Consider the following 13,790-nt stretch of genomic DNA (forward strand, 5'->3'; position numbering starts at 1 on the left):
CGGCGGACGGGAGTTCTACCTGTCCGGCAACCTGGCCTCGATGGCGCCCGGTATGCCGTACGCGATCGGCATCCAGCATGCGTACCCGGGCCGGCAGGTGATCGCGTTCGTCGGGGACGGCGGTTTCGCGATGCTCATGGCCGACTTCCTCACCGCGGTCCGGTACCAGCTGCCGGTGAAGGTGATCATCGACAACAACAACGGCTACGGGCAGATCCGCTGGGAGCAGATCGTGCTCGGCTATCCGGAGTTCGCCGTACGGCACGAGGCGCCGGAGGCGGACTTCGCGGCCTGGGCCCGCAGCTGCGGCGCGTACGGCGTGAAGGTGACCGAGCCCGGCGCGCTGGAGGCCGCGGTCCGCGGCGCCCTCGCCCATCCCGGGCCGGCGCTGGTCGACTGCACGGTCAACGCGAACGAGCCGCCGATGCCGGGCAAGGTCGAGTACGAGCAGGCCAAGAAGTTCACCGAGGCATTCCTGCGCGGCGAGCCCAACAAGGTGGCCACCCTCGCCACGGTCGCCCGCGACAAGATCAACCAGCTGCGGAGCTAGTCCTGCAGCTGGCGGAGCAGCAGCAGGTCGTCGGCGGTGCCCCAGACCTCGGCGATCTTCCCGTCCTCGACGCGGTAGAACGCGAACTCCTGGGTGCGGACGACGCGGCCGGTCGCGGGTATGCCCGCGACGACGTCGCGATGGGTTCCGGTGTCGATGAAGTGGGCGGCGATCCAGTCGCCGTCGACGAGCAGCTGGCGCAGATCCCAGCGGTAGTCGGGGAACGCGCGGACGACCTCGCGGAGGGCGTCGGTGTAGCCGGCAAGGCCGCGGGCCTCGCCGTCGACCCGGACGTCCTCGGCCACGAACTCGCCGAGCCGGTCGAAGTCGTGCTCGTTGCACAGCCCGTTGTAGCGGCGGTAGAAGGCGTCGAGCTCCGCGCGATCCGGCATGCCGTCCAGAGTGCCCGCCACGGGGCCGCCCCAACCGCACGGATGGGGCGGGCCGCACTGTGGACGGCTCACTCGGTCGCGGCCGCAATCCAGTACTCGACGGGGTGGTCCTGATCGTGTTCGAGGAAGCGTTCGTTGAGGGCCTGGGCCAGCAGGTCGTGCTGGTAGGGATCGGCGGTGAGCAGGCCGAGCACATAGGCCTCGACCTCGAGCCGGCCGGCCGAACCGCCGAGCGCCACCTGCTCGAGCCAGAGCTCGTCGTAGTGCATGCCGGAACGCGACATCCCCTGCTGCAGATCCATTCCCGGTTCCTCGAAGGTCACGAGACCACCGTACGGTCGGATCCGCCGAACAGGTCGTCGACGAGCGTGTGAATGCTGCGGTTCTCGACGCCGGACCGGCGGGCGAGGACCGCGAAGGCCTCCGCCCGGCTCAGCCGCCCGGAGTCCATCAGCTCATGCAGGACGTGTTCCATCCGGGTACGGCGGGAGCGGACGCGCCCGAGATCGCCGGCGTCGCCGATCGGCACGGCCATCGTGAACCCGGGGGACAGGCTGGCTATGCATCGGGCCAGCAAGGTCGCGACCGCCATGGCGTGCTCCGATCCGAACGCATCGGGCGCGGACGCGTACAGGTTGAGGGCGGCCGGCCAGCGGGGGTCCGGCACCGGGATGGACACCGAGCTCGCCACGCCGTGGGCGACGGCCACGGCGGCATAGTGCCGGTATCCCGGGTCGCCGGGGAAGGAGTCGACCCGTTCGACGACGCCGCGGTCGGCGGCCGTCAGGCAGGGGCCGGCCTGAGCCTCGTACTGGGCCTCGTCCAGGGCGGTCGACATGGCGTTGAAGGACACCGCGGTGCGATGGACGAGGCCTGTTCGTTCCGTGACACTGCATCCGACCGCGGCCGGGGTCACGCTCGGGGCGAGTCCCATCGCGAGGGCGAGGGCCGCCTCCCGCTCGGCGACCGATTGCGCTGCTGCGGCGACATGCAGGAGTGTCGCCCATTGCTGACGTAGATCCATTCGATCGACCCTCGATGTCCTTCCGTACCGGCCTACCAGCCGGCGGACAACTTTAGCCAGTGGCGGTCCGGGCGGGAACGGATGCGCCAGGATCGGCCAGGACGGCGGTGCTGCGGATCCCCGCCTCCGAATGGGCGTCGATCACCGAGGGGCGCGACGGCCGGTTCCGGACGCTGGCCGCGACCGATCCGAGGCCGGGTGCTGATGGCGACGTATCGATGTCGGCGACACCGGCGTCCCCGACATCACCCTCGTCAGCCGGGCCCGCCGACGAAACGCCGACCGCCGGCGATCGACGACCTGACGGCCTACTCCCCCGGGGGATCCTGGTGGAGGGAGAGCAGGAGGGTGGCGACCTCGTCCTCGGTCGTGCCGGCGCGGGTCGCCGCTGTCCGCAGCCAGGTCCTGCTCTGCTCGGCGTGCCAGCCGTGCTGCTGCATCAGCACGGCGACGGCGGTGTCGATGCTTTCCTTGGCCTCGAGACGCTGGGGCAGCTCGCGAGCGAACTGTCTGGTCATGAACGACAGGTCGGCGTTGGCGACGAGGTGTTCCGCCGGCACCTGAAACTCCGCGGCCAGTGCGGAGGCGCTGTCGTCGAAGGCTTCCGGGTCGGCGGCGTAGAAGTTCATCGCCCCGGGTGTCTGACCCTCCTCGCCCCAGATCGGCAGGGACAGCGAGGACCGGACGCCCAGCGCGGCCGCCGCCTGGCCGTAGGTCTGCCACCGGCGCTCGTCGAGGACGTCGGGGACCGCGGCCGCCACTCCCGTCCGGGCCGTCTCGACGCAGGGGCCGCCGTCCAGGTACTGGGCGGCGTCGAGGAGGGCACTGTCGTCGGAGCTGGCGGTGACCGTGAACGGATGACCGTCCACGATGACCGTGAGGCTCACGCCGACGCAGCTCGGGATCACCGACACCGCCCGCGTCGTCAGGGCGTCGAGGCTCTCCAGGATGTCGATGCCGGTCAGGCTGGCCAGGCGTTCGGCCCCGGCCCGGACCTCGGGTAGCGGCTCCATGCGCGCCGTGTACCCCGTGTTCGCCGGTGGATTCCTCCTCGCGCCCTACTCGTACGGGAGCGTCAGTCCGCGAGTTGCTCGCGCAGCCGGCCGAGGGTTCGGGTGAGCAGCCGGGAGACGTGCATCTGGGAGATGCCGAGCTGGCCGGCGATCTGCGACTGGCTCTGGTTGCCGTAGAAGCGCAGCTGCAGGATGCGCTGTTCCCGCTCGGGCAGGGTCGCCAGGGCCGGGGCGAGGGACTCGTGCAGGTCGACGTCGGCGAGGGCTCGATCCTCGCTGCCGATGCATTCGCCGACGGTGCGGTCCGTGCCGGCCGGTGCTTCCAGCGAGTCGGTCGTGTATGCGGTGGAGACGTCCAAGGCCTCCAGGACCTCCTCCTGGGTGTGGCCGGAGCGGGCCGCGAGCTCCGCCAGGTTCGGGGCCCGGTTGAGCTCCTGCGCGAGCTCGCCGGCGCAACGGATCATCTCGGCCGCGCGCTCCTGCAGGCGGCGCTGCACGTGCACCGCCCAGGTGCGGTCCCGGAAGTGCCGCCGGATCTCGCCGACGATCGTCGGTGCGGCGTACGTGGAGAACGCCACACCGCGGGCCGGATCGAACCGGTCCACGGCGTTGACCAGCCCGATCGAACCGGCCTGGACCAGGTCGTCCAGGGGCTCACCGCGGCCGGCGTAGCGGCGGGCGAAGAAGCGGACCAGCGGCAGGTGCTGCTCGATGAGCTGCTCCCGCAGCCGGTGGCGCTCGGGGTCGCACTCCGGCAGCACCGCCAGCCGGGCGAACCGCGCCAGGGTCGCCGCGCGGTCGTCGGAAGAGTCAGTGGCAGTCGACACAGCGGCTCCGGGCGCGGCTCCACAGCGGCTGGCTGCTCAACCATCGACAGACTAGCGCCGGTTCGGCCCGTACGACATGTCCACGAGCGTGGACAGACGGGTGCCGGGGCGGGTGCCGACCAGCCGCCCAGTAGGGTGCGCGCCAGCTGAGCCGACAGCTGCGGTGACGGCCCGCCACGTCCGTGTTCGAGCCGGTGCCGGGTGCGGCCGCTACCGCGGCGATGCTGCACGTCAGCGACGGACGATCGCCCACCGGATCCACGGCGTCGAGGACCTGCTCGGCCGGAGCGTCCCCGCCCGCGCCACGGAGCTCGCGGCCGCCGTCCGGCCGCACCGCGTCCTCAACCCGTGACCGCGTCCTCGATCGTGGCGTACAGGACGAAGACCTGGTCCAAGCCGGTGATCCGGAGCAGCTTGAGCATGGGGCCGGCCGGACACACCAACGACAGGTCGCCGTCCATGTCCTTCGCGCGGTTCAGACCCTCGACGAGCGCTCCGAGCCCGGAAGAGTCGAGGAACTGGACGTCGCCGAGATCGACGATCAGGCGCCGCTCCGGTCCGGTGAGGTCGGCGAGGGCGAGCCGGAGCATCGGGGAGGTGTGGATGTCGACCTCGCCGGACACCGAGAGCACGGTGTGACCGGCGTGGTCACGACTGGCTGTCGAGAAGTTCACGGTCTTTCCGTCCGAGCGAGGGGCACGAAGCATGGCTGCCGCGGACTCACCGATACGGGTAATACCCCCCTGGCGCCGGCCGCGACACTCACATTGCGGGGCCCGCCCCGGCTCAGACGTGCTCGACCTTCAGGTGCGCGAGCAGGGTCGTCATGTCCCACAGCGTCCGGTGTCTCTCGACCGCCGATCGGCGTACGACGACCACCGACACCGCGAGCACCTCGACGGTCCGGCCGGTCGGGGCGACGCCGGGAAGCAGCCAGGGCAGCTCGCGGTCGTGGGTGAAGCTGACCATGTCCTCCTGCGCGACCCGCCACCGGTCACCCGTTCTCGAGACCCGGCGGAACTCGAGGTCGGGCGGCAGGTGGGGCAGCACGTCCTCGCGGAGGTACCGGCGCAGCTCGTCCACGCCGGTGGCACCGCTGCCGGTCGGGTGGTTCACGAGGGCGACGTCCTCGGTGGCCAGCGCCGCGGCCGCGTCCACGTCGGAGGCGGCGTAGATCGCCGAGTGGAACGCGTCGCGGATCCGTTCGACCTCGACCATCCGGTCCTGCACGCCTTTGGTCATCGTGCCAGCGCTCCCGGATCGGCTCGGCGAACCCACCTCACCGTAGCTCGGCGCGGTGACGATCCCGCGCCGGAAATCTCCCGTTCCATGACGCGGAGGTAGGATCGCCGAGGCCGATCCACGCGACGATGCGGAGGTAGCCGATGGCCGGCGAGGCACTGCACGCGCTGCTCGGCGGCGGTCAGCCGGGGCACGCCGCGTTCGTCGTCCCCGAGGACGGGCAGGTCGTCAGCTACGCGGAGATGGCCGAGCGGATCGAGACCCTCGCCGGCCGGCTGGCCGCGGCCGGGGTCCGGCGGGGCGACCGGGTGGCGCTGACGCTGCCCAACAGCCCCGACTTCGTCCAGCTGCTGCTCGCCGTCACCCTCCTCGGCGCGGCGGCGGCGCCGCTCAACCCGGCGTACACCGAGACCGAGAACACGTTCTACCTCCAGGACGTGGCCCCCCGGCTGCTGCTGATGCCGGCCAGCCGGCCCGCGGCCGCCGCGGCTGCCGCCGCCGGCACCGGCACCGCCGTGCTGGGTGTCGCCGACGCCGCCGATGGACCGCCGGACCTGATCCGCGACGGAGAGCCGGTGACCGGGCGGGCCGCGTTCGAGCGCGGCACACCCGACGACGTCGCGATCGTCCTGCACACCAGCGGCACCACCAGCCGGCCGAAGCAGGTGCCGCTGCTGCACCGCAACCTGATGGCCTCCACCAGGAGCGTCGCCGACCACTTCCGGCTCGGTCCCGACGACGTGTCCTTCTGCGTGATGCCGCTGTTCCACGTGCACGGGCTGATCGCGTCGACGTTCGCGGCCCTGGCCGCCGGGGGGACCGTGGTGTCCCCGCGCCGGCTCACCCCCCAGCGGTTCTGGCGGCAGGCCCGCGAGTCCGGGACGACCTGGCTGTCGGCCGGGCCGACGCTGCACCAGATGCTGCTGGACAAGATCGACGCCGACGGCGCCCCGGACACCCTGCGGTTCGTACGGTCGTGCAGCTCGGCGCTCGCGCCCGAGCTGCTGCACCGGGCCGAGGGCAGTTACGGGGTGCCGATGCTGGAGTCGTACGGGATGACCGAGGCCAGCCACCAGATGGCCGCCAACCCGCTGCCGCCCGGGGAGCGGGTGCCCGGTTCGGTCGGCGTGCCGGCCGGCGCCGAGATCGGCATCGCCGGCACCAGCGGCACTCTGCTGCCCGCGGGCGAGGCCGGCGAGGTCGTCATCCGCGGCCCCGGCGTGATGTCCGGGTACGTGAACAACCCCGCGGCGACGGCCGAGGCGTTCTTCGGCGACTGGTTCCGTACCGGCGACCGCGGCGTCCTGCGGGACGGCTACCTCCACCTGGAGGGCCGGATCAAGGAGATGATCATCCGCGGCGGCGAGAACATCGGGCCGGCCGAGATCGAGCAGGCCCTGCTGGCCCACCCGGCGGTGACGGACGCGGTCTGCTTCGGCGTCCCCGACGACAAGTACGGCGAGGTGCCGGCCGCGGCGGTCACCCTCACCGGAGACGTGGAACCGCGCGAGCTGATCCGTTTCTGCCGCGAGCGGCTCGCCGCGTTCAAGGTTCCCGCCGTGATCCACGTGCTGCCGGAGATCCCCCGTACGGCGACCGGCAAGGTGCAGCGCCGCCGGGTCGGCGAGTTCGTGGAGAGCCGACAGGCGGCGGAATGAGGGTCGCGGTTCTCGGTGCCGGCGCCATCGGCGCGTACGTCGGGGCGGCATTGGCCCGCGGCGGCGCGGACGTGACGCTGATCGCCCGCGGCCCGCACCTGGCCGCGATGCGGGAGCGCGGCGTGCAGGTCCGCTCCCCGCGCGGGGACTTCACCGCACATCCTTCGGCGACCGACGACTGGGCCGCGCTGTCCGACGCGGACGTCGTGTTCGTCGCGTTGAAGGCGTACAGCCTGCCGGAGGTCGCGGGGCAGCTCGGCAAGCTGCTCGCCCCGGATGCGGCGGTGGTCTGGGCGCAGAACGGCATCCCCTGGTGGTATTTCCAGTCGCTGCCGGAGCCTCCGGGCGGTCCGGTGCTGCAGAGCGTGGACCCGGCCGGGGTGATCAGCGGCGCGATCCGGCCGTCGCACAACGTCGGGTGCGTGGTCTATTGCTCCACCGAGATCATCGAGCCCGGCGTCGTCCGGCACATCGAGGGAACCAGGTTCACCCTCGGCGAGCCGGACGGGTCGCCGAGCGAGCGCTGTCAGGAGCTCTCCGCCGCGTTCGTGGCCGGTGGGCTGCGGGCGCCGGTCGAGTCGCGGCTGCGCGACCAGATCTGGCTCAAGCTCGTCGGCAACGTCGCGTTCAACCCGATCACCGCGCTCACCGGCGCGACCCTCGGCCAGCTCGGCGACCTGCCGGAGATGCGCGAGCTGCTCAAGGCGATCTTCGCCGAGTGCGCGGCGGTGGCCGACCGGCTGGAGATCCGGTTCCCGGTCTCGCTCGACCGGCGGCTCGAGGCCGGGCTCGCGGTCGGTGACCACAACACCTCGATGCTGCAGGACCTGCGGGCGGGCAAGCGCCTGGAGCTGGACTGCATGACCGGCGCGGTGGCCGAGCTCGCCGGCCGGCTCGGCGTCGAGGTGCCACACGTCCGGGCGGTGCACGCCTGCGCGAGGCTGCTGGACCTACGCAACCGCGCCGCGTGAGGCGGTGAACGCCGCCGGAAGCGTTCCAGCGCGACCGTGGGGTCGCCGGCTGCGAGCTGCGCTCAGCGCGGTCACGCCGGGCCGCGACGAGAAAGCCGTGACCGGCCTGCCGCACGCCCGCTGATCGCCGTCCTGGCAGGCTGGCGGCATGGAACGAGTGGTGGGAATCGGTGGGTACTTCCTGCGGGCCGCAGACCCGACGGCCCTGGGCGCGTGGTACCGGGACTCGCTCGGCCTGGACGCCGACGAGAACGGCCTGTGGCAGCAGGGGGACGGGCCGACGGTGTTCGCGACGTTCGAGTCCGGGACCGGCTACTTCGGGTCCCCGACCCAGCAGACGATGCTCAACTTCCGGGTCCGCGATCTGGACGCGATGCTCGCGCAGTTGCGCGCCCGGGGAGCGGACGTCGCCGACGAGCCGCAGGACATGGAGGGGGTCGGTCGATTCGGCTGGGTCACCGACCCCGAGGGCAACCGGGTCGAGCTGTGGCAGCCCGCCTGACCCGCGCCTCAGCCGCGGGCCGCCGGTAAGACCGCCGTCTCCGGCGACGCAGACGTTCTGGCAGCGCGACGGCGTGTTCGCGGGTGGGGCGGAGCTCCGCGTCGACGGCGGGGTCGCCCAGTTCGCGGGTGCGGCGACCGCGCCGGAGCACCGGCGCCGGGGGGTGCAGACCGCGCTGCTGTCGGCGCGGCTGGTCGACGCCGCCGCGGCCGGGTGCGAGGTCGCCGTCATCACCACCCAGCCGGGGTCGAGGTCCCAGCAGAATGCCCAGCGTCGCGGCTTCGACCTGCTCTACACCCGCGACCGTGGTCAGGCCGATCAAGGCCGGTGCCCGCTAGATGGCCCGGCGCCAGACGAGGGCGGTGCCGGACAGCGCGGCGATCGTGCCGGCGAACACGATGGTGCCGGTCAGCGGCTGCGTCAGCGTGCTCAGCACCCCGAGGCCGATGACCGGCACCGAGTTGCCGACGAAGCAGGCGATGAAGTAGCTGGAGGTGACCTCCGCCCGGCGGTCGTCCGGCGCTATCTCGTTGACCACCTGCAGGCTGCCCCGGTAGCCGAGGGCCATCGTGACGCCGCCCACCGCGGTGGCGATCAGCAGCAGGACCATCGAGCCGGCGGCCTGCGCGGCCACCACGAGCCCGACGGCCGGCAGCAGCAGCACGAGCCCGGACGTCATCGCCACCGCCGGGCTCAGCCGCCGCCCCAGCACGATGACCGCGGCCGCGATCGCCGCCAGCTCGGACACGACGGCGCCACCGACGGCGAGGTTCGTGTTGTGCAGGTCCCTGATGACGACGCCGGGGATGAGCGCGAAGTACAGGCCGCCGAGCGCGAACGTGACGAACCCGGTGACGGCCGGCGCGGCGAAGGCGCCGTAGAGCTCGCGCGGCACCCCGACCCGCGGGCGGACGCGGACGTCCTTCACGCTCGCCACCCCGGCCGGGCGGGAGCCGGAGACGGGGGAGAGGGCGATCGCGACGACGGCCAGGATCGCGATGTAGACGATGAACGGCAGTTCGAGCGGCCAGGGCGCGTACTCGGCGAGCAGGCCGCCGAGCAGCGGACCCAGGGCGATGCCGCCGAGGTTCGCGGCCGCCGCCGAGACCGTCGCCGTCGACCGGTTCGCCGGGCCGAACTCGTCGGCGAGCCAGGCGGTGCCGGTGCCCGATGCGACGCCGACGGCCAGACCGATCAGCAGCCGGGCCAGGAACAGGAACGTCGTGCCGGTGGCCAGCAGGAACAGCAGCGCGCTGAGCGCGGCCAGCACCAGGGCCGGCATCGCGACGCGCTTGCGCCCGATCTGGTCCGAGACCTGGCCGAGCAGGAGCAGCGCGATGACGTTGCCGACGACGTACACGGCGTAGACGAGCGTCAGCGTGATCTCGGAGAATCCGAACTTCTGCTGGTAGAGCGAATACAGCGGCGTGACGACCACGCTGCCGGCGAAGGCCACCGAGATGATCGACGCGATGGCGACCATCGCGGGCAGGCTCTGCGTCCGTTCAGCGGTTCCCGTCACCGCCCCACCTTAAGAACCGGCACTCAGCGCGGTTCGTACCGGTCGAGTCGGGTCGTCGCCCGGATCCGGGCCCGCAACGCCGGGAGGTCGCCGCCGATCACCCCGTGCGTCCGGGCCTGGACGAGCAGGTTGCCCAGTGCCGTGGCCTCGACCGGGCCGGCGACGACCGGCTTGCCGGCGATGTCCGCGGTGAGCTGGCAGAGCAGCGCGTTCTGGGAGCCGCCGCCGACCAGGTGCAGGACGTCGACCGGCTGTCCGGACAGCTCCTCGGCCTGGAGGATCGCGGCCGCGAACGCCGCGGCCAGGCTGTCCAGGATGCAGCGCACCACGGCCGGGGGATCGGTGGCGTCGACGGGCCGTCCCGCGGCCCGGCCGGCGTCGGCGATCCGGGCCGGCATGTCGCCGGGCGAGAGGAAGGCCGGGTCGTCCGGGTCGATGCGCGGACCGCCACCGGGAAGCGCGGCGGCGGCGGCGAGCACCTCCTCGAGCCCGAGGTCGAGACCGCGCAGGGTCCAGGTACGCATCGACTCCGACAGCAGCCAGAGGCCCATCACGTTACGGAGGTAGCGGATCGTGGCGTCGACGCCGCGCTCGTTGGTGAAGTTGGCCCGGCGGCTGTCCTCGGTGAGCACCGGGGCGTCGAGCTCGACGCCGACCAGACCCCAGGTGCCGCAGGAGATGTAGCCGAACCGCGACCCCTCCGCCGGTACGCCGACCACCGCCGAGGCGGTGTCGTGCGAGCCGACGGTGGACAGGGCCAGTGGATGGTCGATGCCGAGCTCGCCGAGCACCGGCCCGGTCAGCTCGCCGAGCAGCCGGCCCGCGGGGACGATGTCGGGCAGCAGCCCGGCCGGCAGCCCCAGCGCCGCGGTGACCTCGGGCGACCACCGGCCGGTCCGGGCGTCCATCAGCCCGGTGGTGGACGCGTTGGTCTCCTCCGCCGCCCGGACGCCGGTCAGCCAGTAGCCGAGCAGGTCCGGGATCAGCAGGACCTGGTCGCCGGCGACCAGCTCCGGCTCGGCCGCGAGCTGGTAGAGGGTGTTGAACGGGAGGAACTGCAGTCCGGTGATCTCGTACTGCCGTCGCGGGTCGATCCTGCCCCCGACAGCGGCGATGACCGGGTCGGTGCGGGGGTCGCGGTAGTGCCGGGGGTTGCCGCGCAGCGTCCCGCCGGCGTCGAGCAGCCCGTAGTCCACCGCCCACGAGTCGATCGCCACCCCGGTGAGCCCGCCGGAACGCCGCTCCGCCGCCCGGATCCCGTCCAGGACGTCGGTGTGGAGGCCGAGCACGTCCCAGTAGAGCCCGTCCGGCAGCCGGACCGCGCCGTTGCGGAACCGGGCCACCTCCCTCATCTCGAGCGAGCCGGGGCCGACCCGGCCGAGGACGACCCGGCCGCTGGAGGCGCCGAGGTCGACCGCGGCGAACGCGGTCATCGCAGGAAGGCGGCCGCGACCCCGGAGTCCACCGGGACGTGCAGGCCGGTGGTCTGGGACAGGTCCCCTCCGGTGAGGGCGAAGACCGCGGCCGCGACGTGCTCGGGCAGGACCTCCCGCTTGAGCAGGGTCCGCTGCGCGTAGTACTCGCCGAGCTTCTCCTCCGGGACGCCGTAGACCTCGGCCCGCTTGGCGCCCCAGCCGCCGGCGAAGATGCCCGACCCGCGCACGACCCCGTCCGGGTTGATTCCGTTGACCCGGATGCCCTGGCCGCCGAGCTCGGCCGCGAGCAGCCGCACCTGGTGGGCCTGATCGGCCTTGGCCGCCCCGTACGCGATGTTGTTGGGCCCGGCGAACAGCGAGTTCTTCGAAGAGATGTAGACGATGTCGCCGCCCAGCTGCTGGGCGGTCATGACCCGGGCGGCCTCGCGGGAGACCAGGAAGGAGCCCTTGGCCATGACGTCGTGCTGCAGGTCCCAGTCCCGCTCCGTGGTCTCCAGCAGCGGCTTGGAGATGGACAGGCCGGCGTTGTTGACGACCAGGTCGACGCCGCCGAAGGCCAGCGCCGCCGCCGCGAACGCGGCCGCGACCTGGCCCGCGTCGGTGACGTCGGCGGCGATGCCGACGGCCGCGTCGGCCGACCCGATCGTCGCCGCCACCTCGGCCGCCGTGGCCCCGTCGAGGTCGGCGACGACGACGCAGGCGCCCTCGGCGCCGAGCCGCTCGGCGATCGCCTTCCCGATGCCGGAGGCCGCGCCGGTGACCAGGGCGATCCGGCCGGCCAGCGGCTTGGGCCGCGGCATCCGGGCGAGCTTGGCCTCTTCGAGCGCCCAGTATTCGATGCGGAACTTCTCCGACTCGGGAATCGGCGCGTACGCCGAGACGGCCTCGGCCCCGTGCATGACGTTGATCGCGTTGACGTAGAACTCGCCGGCCACGCGGGCGGTCTGCTTGTTCGCGCCGTAGGAGAACATGCCGACGCCCGGGACGAGCACGATCGCCGGGTCCGCCCCGCGCATCGGCGGCGAGTCGGCGGTCGCATGCCGCTCGTAGTAGGTCCGGTAGTCCTCCCGGTACGCGGTGTGCAGCTCCCGCAGTCGGGCGACCGTGTCCTCCAGCGGCGCGGTCGGCGGCAGGTCGAGGACCATCGGGCGGACCTTGGTCCGCAGGAAGTGGTCCGGGCAGGACGTGCCCAGCGCCGCGAGCGCCGGGTGCCTCTCCCGGCTCAGGAAGTCCAGCACCCCGGCGGTGTCGGTGAAGTGGCCGAGCTGCGGCCGGTCGGTCGAGGCGAGCCCGCGCAGCACCGGCGCCAGCTGCGCCGCCCGCGCGCGGCGCTCCACCTCGGGCAGCGGTTCCAGGCCGGGCACGACCGGGCCGAACGGCTCCGCCACGCCGTGGGAGTCCAGATAGGACTGTGCGGTGCGGATGATCTCCAGCGAGTTCGCCTCGCACTCGTCGCTGGTCGACCCCCAGGCCGTGATGCCGTGCCCGCCGAGCACGCAGCCGATCGCCTGCGGGTTGGCCTCCTTCACCGCGGCGATGTCCAGGCCGAGCTGGAAGCCCGGCCGCCGCCACGGCACCCAGACCACCCGGTCGCCGAAGCAGTCCGCGGTCAGCTTCTCGCCGTCGGCGGCCGTGGCCAGCGCGATGCCCGAGTCCGGGTGCAGGTGGTCGACGTGGTCCGCGTCGAGCAGGCCGTGCATCGCGGTGTCGATGGACGGGGCGGCGCCGCCGCGGCCGTGCAGGCAGTAGTCGAACGCGGTCACCATCTCGTCCTCGCGCTCCACCCCGGGGTAGACACCCACCAGGGACCGCAGCCGATCGAGCCGGAGCACGGCGAGCCCGCCCTCGGTGAGGGTGCCCAGGTCGCCGCCGGACCCCTTGACCCACATCAGCTCCACCGGCTGCCCGGTGACCGGGTCGGTGCCGGTGTTCTTGGCGGAGGTGTTGCCGCCCGCGTAGTTGGTGTTGCGCGGGTCGGCGCCGAGTCGGTTGCTCCGCCGCAGCAGATCGTCCACAGTGGACATCAGGGCTCAGGCGCCCCAGCCGGCCTGCTGGCCGCCGACCCGCTCGGCCACGATCCGGTCCGCGTAGCCGGACGCGGCGTACGCGGCCATCGGGTCCGGATCCAGGCCCATGTCGGTCCGCAGGTCGGCCAGCAGCGGCCGCACATCGGTGTTGTACGCGTCCATCAGCACCCCGTTCGCGCCGAGCACGTCCCCGGCCCGCTGCGCCGCCGCCAGCGCGTCCTCGTCGACCAGCAGCGCCTTGGCCGTGGCCTCCTGGACGTTCATCACCGACCGGATCTGGCCCGGGATCTTCGGCTCGATGTTGTGGCACTGGTCGAGCATGAAGGCGATCCCGGTCGCGGCCTCGAAGCCATCGCCCCACCGGACCTCGCAGAGGATCCGGAACAGCTGGAAGGGATCGGCCGCGCCGACCATGAGGTCGTCGTCGGCGTAGAAGCGGGAGTTGAAGTCGAACGCGCCGAGCTTCCCGGCCCGCAGCAGGAAGGCCACGATGAACTCGATGTTCGTGCCGGGCGCGTGGTGGCCGGTGTCGACGCAGACCTTGGCCCGCTCACCCAGCTCGAGACAGTGCGCGTACGAGGTGCCCCAGTCCGGCACGTCGGTGGTGTAGAACGCCGGCTCGAACA

15 protein-coding genes and 1 pseudogene are annotated in these 13,790 nt (G+C 72.6%); 5 read left to right on the top strand and 11 right to left on the bottom strand.

Annotated features, from left to right (window positions below):
* A partial coding sequence (locus VGP36_06555; protein HEV7654384.1) for a thiamine pyrophosphate-dependent enzyme occupies positions 1 to 550 on the top strand: 550 nt, incomplete at its 5' end.
* Here the strand turns inward: VGP36_06555 and VGP36_06560 are convergent.
* From VGP36_06560 to VGP36_06590, 7 genes are all read right to left on the bottom strand, one after another.
* The gene (locus VGP36_06560; GenBank protein ID HEV7654385.1) at positions 547 to 942 is read right to left on the bottom strand and encodes an ester cyclase; all 396 of its coding nucleotides are present in this window, start codon (positions 940 to 942) and stop codon (positions 547 to 549) included. The genes VGP36_06555 and VGP36_06560 overlap by 4 nt on opposite strands.
* A gap of 68 nt (positions 943 to 1,010) precedes the next feature.
* Positions 1,011 to 1,265 (bottom strand): hypothetical protein, encoded by a 255-nt coding sequence (locus VGP36_06565; GenBank protein HEV7654386.1) that lies wholly within the window; start codon positions 1,263 to 1,265, stop codon positions 1,011 to 1,013.
* On the bottom strand, positions 1,262 to 1,795 hold the full coding sequence (locus VGP36_06570) for a hypothetical protein (GenBank protein HEV7654387.1): 534 nt from the start codon (positions 1,793 to 1,795) through the stop codon (positions 1,262 to 1,264). Before VGP36_06570 ends, VGP36_06565 begins: the two co-directional genes overlap by 4 nt.
* Positions 1,796 to 2,274: 479 nt before the next feature.
* Entirely contained in the window at positions 2,275 to 2,979 is a 705-nt protein-coding gene (locus tag VGP36_06575) for a GAF and ANTAR domain-containing protein (protein ID HEV7654388.1), read from the bottom strand.
* A gap of 62 nt (positions 2,980 to 3,041) precedes the next feature.
* Positions 3,042 to 3,806 (bottom strand): SigB/SigF/SigG family RNA polymerase sigma factor, encoded by a 765-nt coding sequence (locus VGP36_06580; GenBank protein ID HEV7654389.1) that lies wholly within the window; start codon positions 3,804 to 3,806, stop codon positions 3,042 to 3,044.
* 341 nt (positions 3,807 to 4,147) lie between these two features.
* On the bottom strand, positions 4,148 to 4,480 hold the full coding sequence (locus VGP36_06585) for an STAS domain-containing protein (GenBank protein ID HEV7654390.1): 333 nt from the start codon (positions 4,478 to 4,480) through the stop codon (positions 4,148 to 4,150).
* A 112-nt stretch (positions 4,481 to 4,592) separates the two neighbouring features.
* The gene (locus VGP36_06590; GenBank protein ID HEV7654391.1) at positions 4,593 to 5,048 is read right to left on the bottom strand and encodes a nuclear transport factor 2 family protein; all 456 of its coding nucleotides are present in this window, start codon (positions 5,046 to 5,048) and stop codon (positions 4,593 to 4,595) included.
* Positions 5,049 to 5,191: 143 nt separating this feature from the next.
* On the opposite strand from VGP36_06590, the gene VGP36_06595 reads away from it, so the two are divergent.
* The 4 genes and pseudogenes from VGP36_06595 (at position 5,192) to VGP36_06610 (ending at position 8,480) form a co-directional block, all read left to right on the top strand.
* Positions 5,192 to 6,706: an AMP-binding protein gene (locus tag VGP36_06595; protein ID HEV7654392.1), complete on the top strand. Its 1,515-nt coding sequence runs from the start codon at positions 5,192 to 5,194 to the stop codon at positions 6,704 to 6,706.
* Complete coding sequence (locus tag VGP36_06600) at positions 6,703 to 7,677, top strand: 2-dehydropantoate 2-reductase (protein ID HEV7654393.1); 975 nt, start codon at positions 6,703 to 6,705, stop codon at positions 7,675 to 7,677. The genes VGP36_06595 and VGP36_06600 overlap by 4 nt, the downstream gene beginning before the upstream one ends.
* Before the next feature lie 148 nt (positions 7,678 to 7,825).
* A complete protein-coding gene (locus tag VGP36_06605; GenBank protein HEV7654394.1) occupies positions 7,826 to 8,179 on the top strand; it encodes a VOC family protein in 354 nt (117 codons plus the stop codon).
* Positions 8,180 to 8,237: 58 nt separating this feature from the next.
* Positions 8,238 to 8,480: pseudogene (locus VGP36_06610) on the top strand (GNAT family N-acetyltransferase).
* A 33-nt stretch (positions 8,481 to 8,513) separates the two neighbouring features.
* Here VGP36_06610 and VGP36_06615 read toward each other — a convergent pair.
* From VGP36_06615 to VGP36_06630, 4 genes are all read right to left on the bottom strand, one after another.
* Positions 8,514 to 9,701 (bottom strand): MFS transporter, encoded by a 1,188-nt coding sequence (locus VGP36_06615; protein ID HEV7654395.1) that lies wholly within the window; start codon positions 9,699 to 9,701, stop codon positions 8,514 to 8,516.
* Between the two features lie 23 nt (positions 9,702 to 9,724).
* Positions 9,725 to 11,134 carry a rhamnulokinase family protein gene (locus tag VGP36_06620; GenBank protein ID HEV7654396.1) on the bottom strand — a complete coding sequence of 470 codons (1,410 nt, stop codon included), beginning with the start codon at positions 11,132 to 11,134 and terminating at the stop codon, positions 9,725 to 9,727.
* Positions 11,131 to 13,161, bottom strand: a complete 2,031-nt coding sequence (locus tag VGP36_06625) for a bifunctional aldolase/short-chain dehydrogenase (protein HEV7654397.1) — start codon at positions 13,159 to 13,161, stop codon at positions 11,131 to 11,133. Before VGP36_06625 ends, VGP36_06620 begins: the two co-directional genes overlap by 4 nt.
* A gap of 6 nt (positions 13,162 to 13,167) precedes the next feature.
* Positions 13,168 to 13,790 (bottom strand): rhamnose isomerase (locus VGP36_06630; GenBank protein HEV7654398.1); only part of this gene is annotated, 623 nt, incomplete at its 5' end.

It is taken from the genome of Mycobacteriales bacterium (genome assembly GCA_035995165.1).
In the GTDB taxonomy this organism is placed as follows: Bacteria; Actinomycetota; Actinomycetes; order Mycobacteriales; family CADCTP01; genus CADCTP01.

Coding starts and splice junctions, on each gene's coding strand:
- VGP36_06575 (HEV7654388.1), bottom strand. CDS start 2,979: ATGGAGCCGCTACCCGAGGTCCGGGCCGGGGCCGAACGCCTGGCCAGC.
- VGP36_06560 (HEV7654385.1), bottom strand. CDS start 942: ATGCCGGATCGCGCGGAGCTCGACGCCTTCTACCGCCGCTACAACGGG.
- VGP36_06590 (HEV7654391.1), bottom strand. CDS start 5,048: ATGACCAAAGGCGTGCAGGACCGGATGGTCGAGGTCGAACGGATCCGC.
- VGP36_06600 (HEV7654393.1), top strand. CDS start 6,703: ATGAGGGTCGCGGTTCTCGGTGCCGGCGCCATCGGCGCGTACGTCGGG.
- VGP36_06620 (HEV7654396.1), bottom strand. CDS start 11,134: ATGACCGCGTTCGCCGCGGTCGACCTCGGCGCCTCCAGCGGCCGGGTC.
- VGP36_06605 (HEV7654394.1), top strand. CDS start 7,826: ATGGAACGAGTGGTGGGAATCGGTGGGTACTTCCTGCGGGCCGCAGAC.
- VGP36_06595 (HEV7654392.1), top strand. CDS start 5,192: ATGGCCGGCGAGGCACTGCACGCGCTGCTCGGCGGCGGTCAGCCGGGG.
- VGP36_06625 (HEV7654397.1), bottom strand. CDS start 13,161: ATGTCCACTGTGGACGATCTGCTGCGGCGGAGCAACCGACTCGGCGCC.